The sequence below is a fragment of the Pseudomonas sp. GD04019 genome (assembly GCF_029837695.1).
Classification (GTDB): Bacteria; Pseudomonadota; Gammaproteobacteria; order Pseudomonadales; family Pseudomonadaceae; genus Aquipseudomonas.
Genome location: NZ_JAOEEA010000011.1, coordinates 125,976 through 144,760 on the forward strand (window position 1 = coordinate 125,976; position 18,785 = coordinate 144,760).

The 18,785-nt window shown below is 63.8% G+C and carries 16 protein-coding genes; 9 read left to right on the forward strand and 7 right to left on the reverse strand.

Annotated features, from left to right (window positions below):
* The first annotated feature begins 56 nt into the window (after positions 1-56).
* Together N7607_RS17860 and cysB are read left to right on the forward strand one after the other, a co-directional pair.
* Complete coding sequence (locus tag N7607_RS17860; protein ID WP_279866592.1) at positions 57-542, forward strand: universal stress protein; 486 nt, start codon at positions 57-59, stop codon at positions 540-542.
* A 137-nt stretch (positions 543-679) separates the two neighbouring features.
* Positions 680-1,654 (forward strand): HTH-type transcriptional regulator CysB, encoded by a 975-nt coding sequence (gene cysB / locus N7607_RS17865; protein WP_192398298.1) that lies wholly within the window; start codon positions 680-682, stop codon positions 1,652-1,654.
* A gap of 54 nt (positions 1,655-1,708) precedes the next feature.
* On the opposite strand, the gene N7607_RS17870 is transcribed toward cysB, so the two are convergent.
* Positions 1,709-2,329, reverse strand: coding sequence for a phosphoadenosine phosphosulfate reductase family protein (locus N7607_RS17870; protein WP_279866593.1), 621 nt, complete (start codon positions 2,327-2,329; stop codon positions 1,709-1,711).
* 148 nt (positions 2,330-2,477) lie between these two features.
* On the opposite strand from N7607_RS17870, the gene thrH reads away from it, so the two are divergent.
* Positions 2,478-3,095, forward strand: a complete 618-nt coding sequence (gene thrH, locus N7607_RS17875; protein WP_279866594.1) for a bifunctional phosphoserine phosphatase/homoserine phosphotransferase ThrH — start codon at positions 2,478-2,480, stop codon at positions 3,093-3,095.
* Between the two features lie 61 nt (positions 3,096-3,156).
* Here thrH and pabB read toward each other — a convergent pair whose 3' ends face one another.
* From pabB to N7607_RS17895, 4 genes are all read right to left on the reverse strand, one after another.
* Positions 3,157-4,500 carry an aminodeoxychorismate synthase component I gene (pabB, locus tag N7607_RS17880; protein ID WP_279866595.1) on the reverse strand — a complete coding sequence of 448 codons (1,344 nt, stop codon included), beginning with the start codon at positions 4,498-4,500 and terminating at the stop codon, positions 3,157-3,159.
* A 92-nt stretch (positions 4,501-4,592) separates the two neighbouring features.
* Positions 4,593-5,576 carry an alpha-L-glutamate ligase-like protein gene (locus N7607_RS17885; protein ID WP_279866641.1) on the reverse strand — a complete coding sequence of 328 codons (984 nt, stop codon included), beginning with the start codon at positions 5,574-5,576 and terminating at the stop codon, positions 4,593-4,595.
* Between the two features lie 7 nt (positions 5,577-5,583).
* Complete coding sequence (locus N7607_RS17890) at positions 5,584-7,110, reverse strand: inactive transglutaminase family protein (RefSeq protein ID WP_279866596.1); 1,527 nt, start codon at positions 7,108-7,110, stop codon at positions 5,584-5,586.
* A 5-nt stretch (positions 7,111-7,115) separates the two neighbouring features.
* Positions 7,116-7,652: an ATP-dependent zinc protease gene (locus tag N7607_RS17895; RefSeq protein WP_279866597.1), complete on the reverse strand. Its 537-nt coding sequence runs from the start codon at positions 7,650-7,652 to the stop codon at positions 7,116-7,118.
* Positions 7,653-7,935: 283 nt separating this feature from the next.
* Between N7607_RS17895 and N7607_RS17900 the strand changes: the two genes are divergently transcribed.
* From N7607_RS17900 to prpF, 5 genes are all read left to right on the forward strand, one after another.
* A complete protein-coding gene (locus tag N7607_RS17900; protein ID WP_279866598.1) occupies positions 7,936-8,658 on the forward strand; it encodes a GntR family transcriptional regulator in 723 nt (240 codons plus the stop codon).
* Positions 8,655-9,542 carry a methylisocitrate lyase gene (gene prpB, locus N7607_RS17905; RefSeq protein ID WP_043307367.1) on the forward strand — a complete coding sequence of 296 codons (888 nt, stop codon included), beginning with the start codon at positions 8,655-8,657 and terminating at the stop codon, positions 9,540-9,542. Before N7607_RS17900 ends, prpB begins: the two co-directional genes overlap by 4 nt.
* Positions 9,543-9,613: 71 nt before the next feature.
* On the forward strand, positions 9,614-10,777 hold the full coding sequence (gene prpC / locus N7607_RS17910; RefSeq protein ID WP_279866599.1) for a 2-methylcitrate synthase: 1,164 nt from the start codon (positions 9,614-9,616) through the stop codon (positions 10,775-10,777).
* Between the two features lie 29 nt (positions 10,778-10,806).
* Positions 10,807-13,416 carry a Fe/S-dependent 2-methylisocitrate dehydratase AcnD gene (gene acnD / locus N7607_RS17915; RefSeq protein ID WP_279866642.1) on the forward strand — a complete coding sequence of 870 codons (2,610 nt, stop codon included), beginning with the start codon at positions 10,807-10,809 and terminating at the stop codon, positions 13,414-13,416.
* A 107-nt stretch (positions 13,417-13,523) separates the two neighbouring features.
* Complete coding sequence (prpF, locus tag N7607_RS17920; RefSeq protein ID WP_279866600.1) at positions 13,524-14,711, forward strand: 2-methylaconitate cis-trans isomerase PrpF; 1,188 nt, start codon at positions 13,524-13,526, stop codon at positions 14,709-14,711.
* 16 nt (positions 14,712-14,727) lie between these two features.
* Here the strand turns inward: prpF and N7607_RS17925 are convergent, their stop codons facing one another.
* Both N7607_RS17925 and N7607_RS17930 read right to left on the reverse strand, forming a co-directional pair.
* Positions 14,728-15,375: a LysE family transporter gene (locus N7607_RS17925; protein ID WP_279866601.1), complete on the reverse strand. Its 648-nt coding sequence runs from the start codon at positions 15,373-15,375 to the stop codon at positions 14,728-14,730.
* Positions 15,376-15,395: 20 nt separating this feature from the next.
* Positions 15,396-16,214, reverse strand: a complete 819-nt coding sequence (locus N7607_RS17930; RefSeq protein ID WP_279866602.1) for a kinase/pyrophosphorylase — start codon at positions 16,212-16,214, stop codon at positions 15,396-15,398.
* Between the two features lie 155 nt (positions 16,215-16,369).
* On the opposite strand from N7607_RS17930, the gene ppsA reads away from it, so the two are divergent.
* Complete coding sequence (ppsA, locus tag N7607_RS17935) at positions 16,370-18,742, forward strand: phosphoenolpyruvate synthase (protein WP_279866603.1); 2,373 nt, start codon at positions 16,370-16,372, stop codon at positions 18,740-18,742.
* The last annotated feature ends 43 nt before the right edge of the window (positions 18,743-18,785 follow it).

Sequence of the window (18,785 nt, forward strand, 5' to 3'; positions counted from 1 at the left end):
CTGGCGACAGCGCTGCTAAGCTCAGAGAGGCCCTAGCAGGAAGTCAGGGAGGCCGCATGTTGCGTTCGATTCTCTATGCCACCGATCTTGGGCTCTATGCGCCCTATGTGCTGCAGCACGCCCTGGCTTTGGCCAAGGCCTTCCAGTCCGACCTCTATGTGGTGCACGCGGTCGAGCCAATGGGCCTGTTCGCCGAGTCGGTGCTGAGCACCTATCTGGATGAAAAGACCCTGCAGGAACTGCGCAGCAAGGGCCTGACCACGGTGATGGCCAGCATCGAGCAGCGCGTGCTGGAGGGCTTTCGCGACGAGATGGGTGAGGCGCAGCAGGACATGCAGATAGTTCGCAGCGTACGGGTAGTGCAGGGCGACCCGGCCCAGGTGATTCTCGACGAGGCGCGGAAACTCGGGGTCGATCTGCTGGTCGTAGGCAGTCACAGCCATGGCGCTGCGCATGAGATCCCCCTGGGCAGGACGGCGGCGCGCCTGTTGCAGCTATCGGAGACGCCCGTTTATCTGGTGCCGATGTTGCAGCATCGCTAGCGGGGCTTATCGCCAACCGTTAGACGAACGGCATGCACAACTCAGAAAATCGTCTAGTTTTATCTCTAAACCGTTAATATGGTTATATCGCTGCGTTGGCAAATTCGGGCAGCGTCTATCTGCTTTGAGGGACATCTATGAAGCTGCAGCAACTGCGCTACATCTGGGAAGTGGCGCACCATGACCTCAACGTCTCTGCCACTGCGCAGAGCCTCTACACGTCGCAGCCCGGCATCAGCAAGCAGATCCGCCTGCTGGAGGACGAACTGGGCGTCGAGGTTTTCGCCCGTAGCGGTAAGCACCTCACCCGCGTCACGCCAGCCGGCGAGCGCATCATCACCACCGCCGGGGAAATCCTGCGCAAGGTGGAGAGCATCAAGCAGATCGCCCAGGAATTCTCCAACGAGAAGAAGGGCACCCTGTCCATCGCCACCACCCACACCCAGGCACGCTATGCGCTGCCGCCGGTGATCAGCGGCTTCATCAAGCAATACCCGGAAGTGGCTCTGCACATGCACCAGGGCTCGCCGACCCAGATCGCCGAGATGGCGGCTGATGGCACCGTGGATTTCGCCATCGCCACCGAAGGCCTGGAGCTGTTCAACGACCTGGTGATGATGCCCTGCTACCGCTGGAACCGTTGCGTGATCGTGCCCCAGGGCCACCCGCTGACCAAGCTGCCGAAACTGACCCTGGAAGCGCTGGCCGAACACCCGATCGTCACCTACGTGTTCGGTTTCACCGGCCGCTCCAAGCTGGACGAAGCCTTCAGTCACAAAGGCCTGACGCCCAAGGTGGTCTTCACCGCGGCCGACGCCGACGTGATCAAGACCTATGTGCGCCTGGGCCTGGGCGTCGGCATCGTCGCGCGCATGGCGGTCGACGCCAAGCTCGACAACGACCTGGTGATCCTCGACGCCAGCGAACTGTTCGAGTCCAGCATCACCAAGATCGGTTTCCGTCGCGGCACCTTCCTGCGCGGCTTCATGTGCGATTTCATCGAGAAGTTCGCCCCGCACCTGACCCGCGACGTACTGGCCAAGGCCGTGCAGTGCCACACCAAGGCCGAGCTGGACGAGCTGTTCGACGGCGTCGAGCTGCCCGTGCACTGATTCCTGCGGGCATGAAAAAGGGCGCCTTCCGGCGCCCTTTTTCGTTCTGCGGTATCAATGGCTGATGTGCAGGCCGCACTCGCGGTTGTCTTCGCCCTTGGTCGGGTCGAAGTAGTCGAAGTTGTTCGGCAGGTTGTGCTTCACCAGGTACTCGTACAGCTCCTTGGAGCTCCAGTGCAGCAGCGGGGCGACCTTGATCAGGCCGTCCGGGTTGACGCTCACCGGGTCCATCTGGGCGCGCACGGCGGTGTCGCTGGCGCGCAGCGCCGTAAACCAGACTTGCGGCGCGGCTTCGCGCAGGGCACGGGCGAAAGGTTCCAGCTTCACTTCCTCGGTGAAGGCGGCGTGACGCGGATCGTCCAGCGCCGGCACCGGGCCGTCGATGGCTTCGCGATGGGCGCGTGAGCGCAGCGGCAGGTAGGTCTTCAGATTGAGGTTGAGCTGCTTGCTCACTTCGTCGGCGAACTTGTAGGTCGCCTCGGTGTTGTAGCCGCTGTCCATCCAGATCACCTGGGTGTCCGGTTTGACGCGGGTGACCATGTGCAGGATGACCGCCTCGAAGGGGCGGAAGTTGGTGGTGCAGATCGCCGTCTTGCCCAGGCTCAGGGCCCATTCCACGAGTTTTTCGGCGTCTTTTCCGAGTTCGGCGTTGATAGTGGCCAGATCGAACGTCATCTGAGCGGTCCTGTGGGCAGTGAATTCGAGGGCGACGATGTTACCAGCCCATAGCGGCCGCAACCACCGGCGTGGCCGGTTTACCAGCGCCTGGCCATGCTGCTAGAGTGCCGGCCCTCGAACAGCCCAACGCATTTAGGAGACGCCCGTGGAAATCGCCTGCCTCGACCTCGAAGGTGTACTGGTTCCGGAAATCTGGATCGCCTTCGCCGAAAAAACCGGCATCGACGCACTCAAGGCGACCACCCGCGACATCCCCGACTACGACGTGCTGATGAAGCAGCGCCTGCGCATCCTCGACGAGCATGGCCTGAAGCTGCGCGACATCCAGGAAGTGATCGCCACCCTGAAGCCGCTGGAAGGCGCGGTGGAGTTCGTCGACTGGCTGCGCGAGCGCTTCCAGGTGGTGATCCTCTCCGACACCTTTTACGAGTTCTCCCAGCCGCTGATGCGTCAGCTGGGCTTCCCGGCCCTGCTGTGCCACAAGCTGATCACCGACGAGACCGACCGCGTGGTGGGCTACCAACTACGCCAGAAGGACCCCAAGCGTCAGTCGGTAATCGCCTTCAAGAGCCTGTACTACCGTGTGATCGCCGCCGGCGACTCGTACAACGACACCACCATGCTCAGCGAGGCCCACGCCGGCATCCTGTTCCATGCGCCGGAAAACGTGATCCGCGAGTTCCCACAGTTCCCGGCCGTGCACACCTATGAAGACCTCAAGCGCGAGTTCCTCAAGGCGTCCAACCGCGAGCTGAGCCTGTAAGCTTCGCCGCAATGAAAAAGGCCCGCAGCTGCGGGCCTTTTTTGTGGGTGTCTGTCTGGGTTCAGAGCGCTTCCAGCGTCTGCAGCAACACCTTTACCTTGGTGATGGACTCCTGGTACTCGGCCTGCCAGTCCGAGTCCGCCACGATGCCGCCGCCACCCCAGCAACTGACGGTGCCGTCCTTGACCAGCAGGCTGCGGATGGCGATGGAGCTGTCCAGCTCGCCGCGCACGTCCAGGTAGAGCAGGGAGCCGCAGTAGAGCGAGCGGCGGGTCGGCTCCAGCTCGTCGATGATCTGCATCGCGCGGATCTTCGGGGCACCGGTGATGGAGCCGCCGGGGAAGCTGCCGGCGACCAGATCCAGCGCATCCTTGCCCTCGGCCAGCTCGCCGGTGACAGCGCTGACCAGGTGATGCACGTTGGGGTAGTTCTCCAGGGCGAACAGCTCCGGCACCCGCACCGAGCCCGTGCGGCAGCTGCGACCGAGGTCGTTGCGCAGCAGATCGACGATCATCAGGTTCTCGGCACGGTCCTTGGGGCTGGCCAGCAGCTCGGCGGCGTTGGCGGCGTCCTCGCTCGGCGTGACACCACGCGGACGGGTGCCCTTGATGGGCCGGGTTTCCACGCGGCCCTGGCTGACCTGAAGAAAACGCTCCGGCGACAGACTGAGAATGGCGCCGCCATCGTCGAGAGCCTGGAAGCCGGCGAAGGGGGTAGGGCAGGCCGTCCGCAATGCCTGATAGGCGCTCCAGGAATCACCTTGGCAGGGCGCCTGGAAGCGCTGGGCGAAGTTGACCTGGTAGCAGTCGCCGGCCTGGATATAGGCCTGGATGCGCTCGATGGCGCGCCGGTAGTCGTCCTGGCTGAGGTCGGCCTGGAATGGCTTACGCAGCGAGAAGGGGGCCGTTTCCTGCGGCGTGCCTGCTTCGAATAGCTGCACCAGTCGTTCGCGTTCGGCCTGCGGCAGTCGCGGGTGAAACACTAGATGGCTGGCCTGCTGCTGATGGTCGCTGATCAGCGCCCAGCCATAGAGGCCGAAGCGGGCATCGGGCAGTTGCAGGTCATCGGTGGTCTGTTCCGGCAACTGTTCGAGTCGGCGACCGAAATCATAGGCCAGATAGCCGATCAGTCCGCCGGTGAAGGGCAGTTCGCTTCCCTCCGGCGCCTCGGCTCGGCCGAGCCGGGCCAGGCCGTTGCGCAGGCGTTGGAAGAAGATCTGTCCGGTTTCATCTTCCTGTGGGGCGAACTGCTCCAGCGGCCAGGCGCTGAGCAGATCGAAGCGTCCGCGCTCGGCCTGTGGCCGCCCGGCATCCAGCAGCACAGCCCCCGGCGCATGGCGCACCAGGGCGAAGTAGGCGGCGGGATCGGCCCGGTAGGGCAGCGGGTGGGCGCGGCAGGTGCTCATGCGGCGAATTCGGTAGGTCGGGCTCGAATTGTAGGATTACCCCAGGCAATGAAAAAGCCCGGCATCGCCGGGCCTTGTCACCGAGCCGGGGCTCAGATTTCTTTCGGTTTGACGTGGCCGAACAGCTGCTGGGAGAAGCGCACGCGATCTTCCACGCTTTCCTTCACATCGTTCTTCGCCAGCTCGGCCAGGCGGGCTTCTACCGCATGGGCGCGATGGGTCAGGCCGCAGTCGTTGGCGATCTGGATGTTCAGGCCGGGGCGGGCGTTGAGCTCGAGGATCAGCGGGCCCTTGTCCACGTCGAGCACCATATCCACGCCGATGTAGCCCAGGCCGCACAGCTCGTAGCAGCCGGCCGCGAGCTTCATGAAGCCATCCCAGTTGGGCAGCTGCACGCCATCCACGGCGTTGGTGGTGTCCGGGTGCTTGCTGATCTTGTTGTTCAGCCAGGTACCCTTGAGGGTCACGCCGGTGGCCAGGTCCACGCCAACGCCGATGGCGCCCTGGTGCAGGTTGGCCTTGCCGTTGGACTGGCGGGTCGGCAGGCGCAGCATGGCCATCACCGGGTAGCCCATCAGCACGATGATGCGGATGTCCGGCACGCCTTCGTAGCTGATGCTCTTGAAGATCGGGTCCGGGGTGACCCGGTACTCGATCAGCGCGCGGTCGCGGTGGCCACCCAGGGAGTACAGGCCGGTGAGGATGCTGGAGAGCTGGTGCTCGATGTCTTCCTGGCTGACGATTTTGCCGGAGACGGTCTTGTAGCGGCCCTCGAACTTGTCGGCGATCACCAGAATGCCGTCACCGCCGGCGCCTTGCGCCGGCTTGATCACGAAGTCGTTGCGGCCACCGATGATCTCGTCGAATTTCTCGATTTCCTTCTCGGTGGAGATGATCCCGTACAGCTCAGGCACATGGATACCGGCCTGGATCGCACGCTCCTTGGTGATGATCTTGTCGTCGACGATCGGGTACAGGTGCCGTTTGTTGTACTTCAGCACGTAGTCCGCGTTGCGTCGGTTGATGCCCATGATGCCTTTGGCTTCAAGGGCCTTCCACGTCTTCCACAGGCCGATCATGGGTTCAATCCTTCAGGAAGGCTTTGAAGCGGAACAGCTCGGTCAGGCGGTAGCCGCGGTAGCGGCCCATCGCCAGCATGAAGCCCACCAGAATCAGCAGCACGGCCGGGAAGGTGAAGATGAAGTAGGTCAGCTGCGGGATGCTCATCAGCATGTGGGCCAGGGACGCGGCGATCAGGGTGCCGACGGCGACCTTGAAGGCATGCGTACCGCCGCGTTCTTCCCATGTGATCGACAGGCGCTCGATGGTCATGGTCAGGATCACCATCGGGAACAGGGCGACCGACAGGCCGCGCTCCAGGCCCAGCTTGTGGCTGAGCAGGCTGATCACGGCGATCAGCACCACCACGAACGTCAGTACCACCGACAGGCGCGGCAGCATCTGCAGCTTGAGGTGCTCGAGGTACGAGCGCAGCGACAGGCCGAGCGCGGTGATGATGGTGAACAGCACGATGCCGAAGCCCAGCTGGGTCTCGCGGAACGCCAGGGCGATCAGTACCGGGGTGAAGGTGCCGAGGGTCTGCAGGCCGCCGAGGTTGCGCAGGATCAGGATCACCAGCACGCCGATCGGGATCATGATCATGATCTGGTAGGTCTGCTGGGTCTGCAGCGGCAGGCCGTACAGCGAGTATTCGAGGAAGTCGACGTCGGTGTTCTCGTCGGTCAGCTTGGCCAGGCGGATGGCGTTCATCTCGCTGTTGTTCAGGGTGAAGCTGACCTGGGCCTTCTTGCCGCCTTCGATGTTGATCAGCGGCTCGTCGCCGGTCCACCAGACCACGCGGTCGCTCGGCAGGCCTTGCTCACCGGTGTCCGGATTGAAGTACAGCCAGTCCTTGCCGTTGAAGCTGCGCAGCCACAGTTCCGGGCTCTGCTGCAGGTCGGCGGCCAGGCGGATGGTGTGCACGCGCTCCATCGGCACGTGGGCGATGGACAGCAGCAGATCGATGACCTTGGCCTTGTTGACGGTGGAGGCGTCGCCGCCGAGCAGCAGCTTGACGTTGTCGTCGCCCACGTTGTTGGCGCGCTTGATGGTCTCGCTGATGAAGGTCTCGACATCCGCCGAGTGCTGGCGAATGGGGGCTAGCAGGGCTTCGGCGGCGATCTTCTCGGCGCCTTCCACGGCGATGCTGTCGCGGAAGATCGGGCCCTTGGCCTTGGCCGGCTCACCGCTGTAGCGCTTGGTCAGCACCAGGCGGTAGTAGAGGGTCTGCTTGCCATCGGCGCGGCGGGCGGACCAGGTCAGCTTGCGGTTGCCGTCGGCGCGATTGACGCTGACGCCGTAGTTGTTGGAGATGAAGCTCTCGTTGAGGCTTACATAGTCCTGGTTCAGTGGCGGCACGAACATCTGCACCTTGACCGGCTCGCGCGGGCTGGCCTGGAACTCGACCTTGGCGTCGATGTTCCACAGGTCGTCGGTCTCGTCCTCGGTCACCGGAATGCCGAGAACGAAGATCTGGTAGGCCGTGACCAGAACGCCCACAGTCACCAGAAGGGTGATAAGGACTTTCAGATGCAGGGTAAGAGAGCGCATGTGGGTTACTCGGCAGAGTTTGCGTCAGGGGTACAGCCGGGCTTGCCGGCAGCATATTTAAGACTGGGGTCGACCATGGCATCCAGACGTTTGAGCGCTTCGGAGCCAATCAGCAGCGGGTATTGGAAGGCACTGCGGTCGGTCAGGTTCACTTCGATGGTGCGACGGGCCTTGCCCATGCACACCTGCAACTCGATCACCGGGCGGGCGGTGTAGGTCTTTCCTTCTTCTGGGTCGAAGTCGCCGGCGCGGCGTTTGATCTTGCTGATGCGCGCCAGCGGTCGTTCGATCGCGTGCTCGTGTGCTTCATCGATAGCCAGATAGAAGCGCACCCAGGTCTCGCCGTCACGTTTGAAGCGTTCGATATCGCGGGCGCTGAGGGAGGCGGTCTTGGCGCCGGTATCCAGCTTGGCGGCGACCTGCAGGTCGAGATCGGTCAGGCTGACGTATTCGTTCAGACCATAGACGGTCTTTTCGGCGGCGAGCGTCAGGCCGGGTAGCAGGCTGCAGCTGAGGATGATGGCGAGAGACTGAAGTCGCATAAATCCTTGTTGGGTCGCGTCGTCGGGGCGGCGGCAGGGCGCAAGGCCGGCTGGTGGAGTCTAGCAGGCGTAGAAATGGCCTGGGCCAGCTCATGCGGGCGGCATTCTAACATGGGGTTTTTCTGCTGCGACAGCCGCTTATGAGCGTTTCTGCAGGTTGATTGCACGATTGCGGGACGCGTTGTCTGTTATGCAGATTGTCGACAATCTGATTTTGAAGTGTTGACAGTCATCAGCATCAGGCATAGTTTCGCCGCAACTAAAGCGCATTGTGTTGACAATAATGCTCGACGCTCTCGAAGCCCCCAGCAACGACCAGAATGACTCGGAAACCCTGGCCGAGCACGTGTTTCGCCGCATTCAGGCGGCCATCGTGCAGGGCGAGATTCCGCCGGGCAGCAAGATCTCCGAGCCGGAGCTGGCGCGTACCTATGGCATCAGCCGTGGCCCGCTGCGCGAGGCGATTCATCGTCTGGAGGGCCAGCGCCTGCTGGTGCGTGTCCCCCATGTCGGCGCGCGGGTGGTGTCGCTCAGCCATGCCGAATTGATCGAGCTTTATGAGATCCGCGAGTCCCTCGAAGGCATGGCCTGCCGCCTGGCCGCCGAGCGCATGACCCAGGGTGAGATCGACGAGCTGCGCCGGGTGCTCGACCTGCACGAGCAGGACGCTGCCTTCAAGGCCGGCGTCGGCTACTACCAGCAGGAAGGCGACTTCGACTTCCACTACCGGATCATCCAGGGCAGCGGCAACAAGACCCTGGCGCAAATGCTCTGCGGCGAGCTGTACCAGCTGGTGCGCATGTATCGCCTGCAATTCTCCGCCACGCCCAATCGACCACGGCACGCCTTTGCCGAACATCACCGCATTCTCGATGCCATCGCCGACCGTGACGGCGAACTGGCCGAACTGCTGATGCGCCGTCACATCGGTGCATCCAAGCGCAATATCGAGCGCCACTACCAGGAAGCGCTCGCCAACCCGTCCAAAACACGAGGTGAGTCATGAGTGTAAGAACCCCCGGTCAGCGCTTCCGCGATGCCATCGCTGCCGAGCAGCCGCTGCAGGTGATCGGCGCGATCAACGCCAACCACGCGCTGCTGGCCAAGCGTGCCGGCTTCCAGGCCATCTACCTCTCCGGTGGCGGAGTCGCCGCAGGTTCCCTGGGCCTGCCGGACCTGGGCATCAACACCCTGGACGACGTGCTCACCGACGTGCGCCGCATCACCGATGTCTGCGACCTGCCGCTGCTGGTGGATATCGACACCGGCTTCGGTCCCAGCGCCTTCAATATCGAGCGCACCATCAAGAACCTGATCAAGGCCGGCGCCGCCGCCGCCCATATCGAGGACCAGGTCGGCGCCAAACGCTGCGGTCACCGTCCGGGCAAGGAAATCGTCTCCTGCGAAGAAATGGTTGACCGTGTGCGTGCCGCCGCCGATGCCAAGACCGACCCGAACTTCTTCCTGATCGCCCGTACCGACGCGATCCAGGCCGAGGGTGTGGACGCCGCCATCGAGCGTTGCCAGCGCTACGTGGAGGCGGGCGCCGATGGCATCTTCGCCGAGGCCGCCTACGACCTGCCGACCTACAAGCGCTTCGTCGATGCGCTGAACGTGCCGGTGCTGGCCAACATCACCGAGTTCGGCGCCACGCCGCTGTTCACCCGCGACGAGCTGGCCTCGGTCGGCGTGGCCATCCAGCTGTATCCGCTGTCCGCCTTCCGTGCGGCCAACAAGGCGGCGGAAAGTGTCTACACCTCGATCCGCCAGAACGGCCATCAGAAAGACGTCATCGAGCTGATGCAGACTCGCGCCGAGCTGTACGACCGCATTGGCTACCACGCCTTCGAGCAGAAGCTCGACGCGCTGTTCGCCGCTGGCAAGAAGTGATCGGCTCGCAGGCCGTACATGGCCTGCCACAACAATAAGCAGTACTACCGGATTCAGATGAGGAGAGAGCGATGAGCGCTTCCGTAGACACCACCACGCCAGGCTTCAAGCCGAAGAAGTCCGTCGCCCTGAGCGGCACCGCCGCCGGCAACACCGCCCTGTGCACCGTCGGCCGTACCGGCAACGACCTGCACTATCGCGGCTATGACGTGCTCGATTTCGCCAACCGCTGCGAGTTCGAGGAAATCGCTCACCTGCTGGTGCACGGCAAGCTGCCCAACGTTGCCGAGCTGACCGCCTACAAGGCCAAGCTCAAGGCCCTGCGTGGCATCCCTGCGGCGCTCAAGGCCTCCCTGGAGCAACTGCCGCCGTCCGCCCACCCGATGGACGTGATGCGCACCGCCGTGTCCGTGCTCGGTTGTGTGTCGCCGGAGAAGGACGACCACAACCACCCGGGCGCCCGCGATATCGCCGACAAGCTGATGGCCTCGCTGGGTTCGGCGCTGCTCTACTGGTACCACTTCAGCCACAACGGCAAGCGTATCGACGTGGAAACCGACGATGACTCCATCGGCGGCCATTTCCTCCATCTGCTGCACGGCGAGAAGCCGCGCGAATCCTGGGTGCGCGCCATGCACACCTCGCTCAACCTGTACGCCGAGCACGAGTTCAACGCCTCCACCTTCACCTCGCGGGTGATCGCCGGGACCGGCTCCGACATGTATTCCTGCATCGCCGGCGCCATCGGCGCGCTGCGCGGGCCGAAGCATGGCGGCGCCAACGAGGTGGCCTTCGAGATCCAGAAGCGCTACGACAACCCGGACGAGGCCGAGGCCGACATCCGTGCTCGCGTGGAGAAGAAGGAAGTGGTGATCGGCTTCGGTCACCCGGTCTACACCGTTGCTGATCCGCGCAACAAGGTAATCAAGGAAGTGGCGCGCGAGCTTTCCGCCGAGCAGTCCAACACCAAGATGTTCGACATCGCCGAGCGCCTGGAAACCATCATGTGGGACATCAAGAAGATGTTCCCCAACCTCGACTGGTTCAGCGCCGTCAGCTACCACATGATGGGCGTGCCCACCGCCATGTTCACCCCGCTGTTCGTCATCGCCCGCACTTCCGGCTGGTCCAGCCACGTCATCGAGCAACGCATCGACGGCAAGATCATCCGCCCGAGCGCCAACTACACAGGCCCAGAGGACCTGAAGTTCGTGCCGCTCAAGGATCGTCCCTAATTATTATGAAAAGCCCGATGAACAACACCGTGAATAGCCAATACCGCAAGCCGCTGCCCGGCACCCAGCTGGACTACTTCGACACCCGCGAGGCGGTCGACGCCATCGAGCCAGGCGCCTACGCCAAGCTGCCGTACACCTCCCGCGTGTTGGCCGAGCAGCTGGTGCGCCGCTGCGAGCCGGAGGCGCTGACCGCTTCGCTCAAGCAACTGATCGAACGCAAGCGCGACCTCGATTTCCCCTGGTACCCGGCGCGCGTGGTCTGCCACGACATCCTCGGCCAGACCGCGCTGGTCGACCTGGCCGGCCTGCGTGACGCCATCGCCGAGAAGGGTGGCGACCCGTCCAAGGTCAACCCGGTGGTGCCGACCCAGTTGATCGTCGACCACTCGCTGGCCGTGGAATTCGGTGGCTTCGACCCGGATGCGTTCGAGAAGAACCGCGCCGTGGAAGAGCGTCGCAACGAGGACCGTTTCCACTTCATCGAGTGGACCAAGACCGCGTTCAAGAACGTCGACGTGATCCCGGCCGGCAACGGCATCATGCACCAGATCAACCTGGAGAAGATGAGCCCGGTGATCCAGGCGCGCGGCGGCATTGCCTTCCCGGATACCTGCGTGGGCACCGACTCGCACACCCCGCACGTGGATGCCCTGGGCGTGATCGCCATCGGCGTCGGCGGCCTGGAGGCCGAGACCGTGATGCTCGGCCTGCCGTCGATGATGCGCCTGCCCGATATTGTTGGCGTTGAGCTGACCGGTAAGCGCCAGCCCGGCATCACCGCCACCGACATCGTTCTGGCCATCACCGAGTTCCTGCGCAAGGAGCGGGTGGTCGGCGCCTACGTCGAGTTCTTCGGCGAGGGGGCGGACAGCCTGTCGATTGGCGACCGCGCGACCATCTCCAACATGTGCCCGGAATACGGCGCCACCGCCTCGATGTTCTACATCGACCAGCAGACCATCGATTACCTCAAGCTGACCGGGCGTGAGCCGGAGCAGGTGGCGCTGGTCGAGCAATACGCCAAGCTTACCGGCCTGTGGGCCGATGCCCTGGTCACCGCTGAGTACGAGCGGGTGCTGAGCTTTGACCTGTCCACCGTGGTGCGCAACATGGCCGGCCCGAGCAACCCGCACAAGCGCCTGCCGACCTCGGCGCTGCAGGAACGCGGCATTGCCGACGAAGGCAAGCTGGCGGCGGCCAAAGCCGAGGAAGCGGCCGGTCAGCTGCCGGATGGCGCGGTGATCATCGCCGCCATCACCAGCTGCACCAATACCTCCAACCCGCGCAACGTGGTCGCCGCCGGCCTGCTGGCGAAGAAGGCCAACGAGCTGGGCCTGATCCGCAAGCCGTGGGTGAAGACCTCGTTCGCTCCGGGTTCGAAGGTCGCCAAGCTGTACCTGGAAGAGGCCGGTCTGCTGCCGGAGCTGGAAAAACTCGGCTTCGGCATCGTCGCCTATGCCTGCACCACCTGTAACGGCATGTCCGGTGCACTGGACCCGGTGATCCAGCAGGAAATCATCGACCGCGACCTGTATGCCACTGCCGTACTGTCGGGTAACCGCAACTTCGACGGGCGTATCCACCCCTACGCCAAGCAGGCCTTCCTGGCCTCGCCGCCGCTGGTGGTGGCCTACGCCATCGCCGGTACCGTGCGCTTCGATATCGAGCAGGACGTGCTGGGCTTTGATGCGAGCGGCAAGCCGATCACCCTGAAGGACCTGTGGCCGAGCGACGAGGAGATCGACGCCATCGTCGCCTCCAGCGTGAAGCCGGAGCAGTTCAAGCAGATCTATATCCCGATGTTCGACCTGGGCACCGTGCAGGAGGCCGAGAGCCCGCTGTACGACTGGCGCCCGATGTCCACCTACATCCGCCGTCCGCCGTATTGGGAAGGCGCGCTGGCTGGCGAGCGCACGCTCAAAGGCATGCTGCCGCTGGCGATCCTGCCGGACAACATCACCACCGATCACCTGTCGCCGTCCAACGCCATCCTGCTGGACTCGGCTGCCGGTGAGTACCTGGCGAAGATGGGCCTGCCGGAGGAGGACTTCAACTCCTACGCCACCCACCGCGGCGACCACCTGACCGCCCAGCGCGCAACCTTCGCCAACCCGCAGCTGGTCAACGAGATGGCCGTGGTCGATGGCGCGGTGAAGAAGGGCTCGCTAGCCCGGGTCGAGCCGGAAGGCAAGGTCATGCGCATGTGGGAAGCCATCGAAACCTACATGAACCGCAAGCAGAACCTGATCATCGTCGCCGGTGCCGACTACGGCCAGGGCTCGTCCCGCGACTGGGCGGCCAAGGGCGTACGCCTGGCCGGCGTGGAAGTGATCGCCGCCGAAGGCTTCGAACGCATCCACCGCACCAACCTGGTGGGCATGGGCGTGCTGCCGGTCGAGTTCAAGCCGGGCACCACCCGCCTGACCCTCGGCCTCGACGGCACCGAGACCTACGACATCCAGGGCGAGGTATCGCCGCGCTGCGACCTGACCCTGGTGGTCAATCGTCGCAATGGCGAGGTGGTCAAGGTGCCGGTGACCTGCCGCCTGGACACCGCCGCCGAAGTCCATGTGTACAAGGCCGGCGGCGTGCTGCAGCGCTTTGCCCAGGACTTCCTCGAAGGCTCGGTGGCCTGATTTTGTAGGGTGGATGGCGTTTTTCCATCCACCTAACCGGTCCCATGGTGGATCGGTGAAGCGTGATCCACCCTACAGTCCACTCATACTCCAGCCAGGACTCAATCATGGCTCAACAGCCCCAGATCAAAATCCCCGCCACTTACCTGCGTGGCGGTACCAGCAAAGGCGTGTTCTTCCGCCTGCAGGACCTGCCGCAGAGCTGTCAGGTGCCTGGCGCGGCCCGCGACAAGCTGTTCATGCGGGTGATCGGCAGCCCCGATCCATATAGCGCGCATATCGACGGTATGGGCGGCGCCACGTCCAGCACCAGCAAGTGCGTGATTCTGTCCAAGAGCAGTCAGCCAGATCATGACGTCGACTACCTCTACGGCCAGGTCTCCATCGACAAGGCCTTCGTCGACTGGAGCGGTAACTGCGGCAACCTGTCCACCGGTGCCGGTGCCTTCGCCCTGCATGCCGGGCTGGTCGATCCGGCGCGCATTCCGGACAACGGCGTGTGCGTGGTGCGCATCTGGCAGGCCAATATCCAGAAGACCATCATCGCCCACGTACCGGTCAGCAACGGCCAGGTGCAGGAAACCGGCGACTTCGAGCTGGACGGCGTGACCTTCCCGGCGGCGGAGATCGTGCTGGAGTTCCTCGATCCATCCGATGATGGCGAGGAGTGCGGCTCGATGTTCCCCACCGGCAACCTGGTCGACGATCTGGAGGTGCCGGGCGTCGGTACGTTCAAGGCGACCATGATCACTGCCGGCATTCCGACCGTGTTCGTCAATGCGGAAGACATCGGCTACCAGGGCACCGAGCTGCGTGAGGACATCAACGGCGACCCGCAGCAGTTGGCGCGCTTCGAGCAGATTCGCGTGGCCGGTGCGCTGCGTATGGGGCTGATCAAGACGGCGGAGGAGGCGGCGACCCGTCAGCACACACCGAAGATTGCCTTCGTCAGTCAGCCCAAGGGCTACAAGGCCTCGAGTGGCAAGACGGTCGAGGCCGGCGAGGTCGACCTGCTGGTGCGCGCGCTGTCCATGGGCAAGCTGCACCACGCCATGATGGGCACTTGCGCCGTGGCGATTGGCACGGCGGCGGCCATCCCCGGCACCCTGGTCAATCTGGCGGCTGGTGGTGGCGAGCGTGAGGCGGTGCGTTTCGGTCATCCGTCCGGCACCCTGCGGGTCGGCGCCGAAGCCAAGCAGGTCGACGGCGAATGGACGGTGACCAAGGCCATCATGAGCCGCAGTGCACGGATTCTGATGGAAGGTTGGGTGCGGGTGCCGGGCGACTCCTTTTAGGAAGCGCCCGCTGGGGTCAGTGGTTGTTGACGCCCAGCATCAGGCCGCCGGCGCCGACGAAGAAGGCGCCGGTGCTCTTGTTCAGGCGGCTGACGCCCTTGCGGCTACGCACTAGACGGCGAATCTGCATGCCGAACAGGGCGTAGGTGGTGGACGCGACGCACAGCTCAGCTAGCAGGTAGGTGGTGCCGAGGTAGAGGAACTGCTCGGCCGTCGGCTGATCCGGCTTGATGAACTGCGGGAAGATCGCCGCGAACAGCAGGATGGCCTTGGGGTTGCTGATGCCGACCAGAAACTCGTTGAGCATCAGCTTGCCGATGGGCGGTTGTACTGGCGTGCGTTCGGCCAGTTCGCCGTCGCTGGTCCGCAGGCCACTGAACTCGGTGCTGCGCCAGGTCTTGATGCCGAGGTACACCAGGTACAGGGCGCCGACCCACTTGATGATGGTGAAGGCGGTCTCCGAGGCCAGCAGCATGGCGCCGAGGCCGACCGCGGAGATGAACAGGAAGATGGCGTAGGAGGCCAGGCGCCCGAAAGTGGCCAGGATGGCCGCGCGGACGCCGTAGTTGATGCCGTTGTTGAGGGCGCAGAAGTTGTTGGGACCGGGACCGAGCGAGATCAGCGCGGCGATCGGGGCAAACAGTACTGCGTCCATCAGCGTCATGACGGTCACCGAGGCGTGGGTTACTTGAGGCGGCGTTCGACGCCTTTTTCCACCAGGATCTTGGCCGAGATTTCCTCGACCGAGAAATGGGTGGAGTTGATGAAGTTGATGTTTTCGCGGCGCAGCAGGTTTTCCACCTCGCGCACCTCGAACTCGCACTGGGCGTAGCTGGCGTAGCGGCTGTTGGGCTTGCGCTCGTGGCGGATGGCGGTAAGCCGGTCGGGGTCGATGGTCAGGCCGAACAGCTTGTGTTTGTAGGGTTTGAGGGCCGCCGGCAGCTGCAGGCGCTCCATGTCTTCCTCGGTCAGCGGGTAGTTGGCGGCGCGGATGCCGAACTGCATGGCCATGTACAGGCAGGTGGGTGTCTTACCGCAGCGCGAAACACCGATCAGAATCAGATCGGCCTTGTCGTAGTAGTGGGTGCGGGCACCGTCGTCGTTGTCCAGGGCGAAGTTGACCGCCTCGATGCGCTCCATGTAGTGGGTGTTGCTGGCGATGGAGTGGGATTTGCCGACCGAGTACGAGGAATGCTCGCTCAGCTCGGCTTCCAGCGGCGCGAGGAAGGTGGAGAAGATGTCGATCATGAAGCCTTCGGATTGGCCCAGGACGTCACGGATCTCGTGGTTCACCACGGTGTCGAAGATGATCGGCCGGACGCCGTCTTTCTCGGCAGCATTGTTGATTTGCTGTACCATGGCCCGCGCCTTCTCCACGCTGTCTATATAGGGGCGTGTGAGCTTGGTGAAGCTGATGGCCTCGAATTGCGCCAACAGACTTTGCCCGAGGGTTTCCGCGGTGATGCCGGTGCCGTCGGAAATGAAGAATGCGGTTCGTTTCATTGATGGCGGAGGCCTTAAGTCAGGAACGATTCTTGGCTATCATAGGCCCCCTTTGCCGGGCCCGTACTGGTCGGCATTGTGACTTATTTCCTTGAGGCAAAGCCAGGCTGCGGCGGCGCTGCACCGGCTCTGCCACGTACAGTGGAGAGTTCACCTTGGTTGAGTACGTAATTTCCCTCGATAAGCTCGGCGTCCACGATGTGGAGCATGTAGGGGGCAAAAACGCATCCCTGGGCGAAATGATCAGCAACCTGGCTGGTGCCGGCGTCTCTGTTCCGGGTGGTTTCGCCACTACTGCCCAGGCCTATCGTGACTTTCTCGAACAAAGCGGCCTGAACGACCGCATCCACGCCGCCCTCGACGCGCTGGACGTGGATGACGTCAACGCCCTGGCCAAGACCGGCGCACAGATCCGCCAGTGGGTGATGGACGCCGAGTTCCCGGCTCAGCTGGATGCGCAGATCCGCACGGCCTTCGCCGAGATGAGCGCCGGCAACGACAACATGGCCGTCGCCGTGCGTTCGTCCGCCACCGCCGAAGACCTGCCGGACGCTTCCTTCGCCGGCCAGCAGGAGACCTTCCTCAATATCCGCGGCGTGGACAACGTGATTCGCGCGGCCAAGGAAGTCTTCGCCTCCCTGTTCAACGACCGTGCCATCGCCTACCGCGTGCACCAGGGCTTCGACCACAAGCTGGTCGCCCTGTCCGCCGGCGTGCAGCGCATGGTCCGCTCGGAAACCGGCACCGCCGGCGTGATGTTCACCCTCGACACAGAGTCCGGCTTCCGTGACGTGGTGTTCATCACCGGCGCCTACGGCCTCGGCGAGACCGTGGTGCAGGGCGCGGTGAACCCCGACGAATTCTATGTGCACAAGCAGACCCTGGAAGCGGGCCGCCCGGCCATCCTGCGTCGCAACCTGGGCAGCAAGGCGATCAAGATGGTCTACGGCGAAGAGGCCAAGGCCGGTCGCTCGGTCAAGACCGTCGATGTCGACCGCGCCGAGCGCGCGCGCTTCTGCATTACCGACGCAGAAGTCAGCGAACTGGCCAAGCAGGCGCTGATCATCGAGAAACACTACGGCCGCCCGATGGACATCGAGTGGGCCAAGGACGGTGACGACGGCAAGCTGTACATCGTCCAGGCCCGTCCGGAAACCGTGAAGAGCCGTGCCAGCGCCACCGTGATGGAGCGCTACCTGCTGAAGGAGAAGGGCAAGGTTCTGGTCGAAGGCCGCGCCATCGGCCAGCGCATCGGCGCCGGTCGCGTGCGGGTGATTCACGACGTGTCCGAGATGGACAAGGTCCAGCCGGGTGACGTACTGGTCTCCGACATGACCGACCCGGACTGGGAACCGGTGATGAAGCGCGCCAGCGCCATCGTCACCAACCGCGGTGGGCGTACCTGCCACGCGGCGATCATCGCCCGCGAACTGGGTATCCCGGCCGTGGTCGGCTGCGGCAACGCCACCCAGGTGCTGCAGGATGGCCAGGGCGTGACCGTTTCCTGCGCCGAAGGCGACACCGGCTTCATCTTCGAAGGCGAGCTGGGCTTCGATATCCGCAAGAACTCGGTCGACGCCATGCCCGACCTGCCGTTCAAGATCATGATGAACGTCGGCAACCCGGACCGCGCCTTCGATTTCGCCCAGCTGCCCAACGAGGGCGTGGGCCTGGCTCGCCTGGAATTCATCATCAACCGCATGATCGGCGTGCACCCCAAGGCACTGCTGAACTTCGCCGGCCTGCCGGCGGAGATCAAGGACAGCGTCGAGAAGCGCATCGCCGGCTATGACGATCCGGTCGGCTTCTACGTCGAGAAGCTGGTCGAGGGCATCAGCACCCTGGCCGCGGCCTTCTGGCCGAAAAAGGTCATCGTGCGCCTGTCGGACTTCAAGTCCAATGAATACGCCAACCTGATCGGCGGCAAGCTGTACGAGCCGGAAGAAGAGAACCCGATGCTCGGCTTCCGTGGCGCCTCGCGCTACATCAGCGAGAGCTTCCGCGACTGCTTCGAACTGGAGTGCCGTGCGCTGAAGAAAGTGCGCAACGAGATGGGCCTGACCAACGTCGAGATCATGGTGCCCTTCGTGCGCACCCTGGGCGAGGCGTCGCAAGTGGTCGAACTGCTCGCCAGTAACGGCCTGGCCCGCGGTCAGAATGGCCTGAAGGTCATCATGATGTGCGAGCTGCCGTCCAACGCGCTACTGGCCGACGAGTTCCTCGAGTTCTTCGACGGCTTCTCCATCGGCTCCAACGATCTGACCCAGCTGACCCTGGGCCTGGACCGCGACTCCGGCATCGTCGCCCACCTGTTCGACGAGCGCAATCCGGCGGTCAAGAAGCTGCTGGCCAATGCCATCGCCGCCTGCAACAAGGCCGGCAAGTACATCGGCATCTGCGGCCAGGGCCCATCCGACCACCCGGACCTGGCCAAGTGGCTGATGGAGCAGGGCATCGAGAGCGTGTCGCTCAATCCGGATTCGGTGCTGGATACCTGGTTCTTCCTGGCTGAAGGCCAGCAAAGCTGATTCAAGCGTCATCCCAGAAGGGCGGGAGTGATCCCGCCCTTTT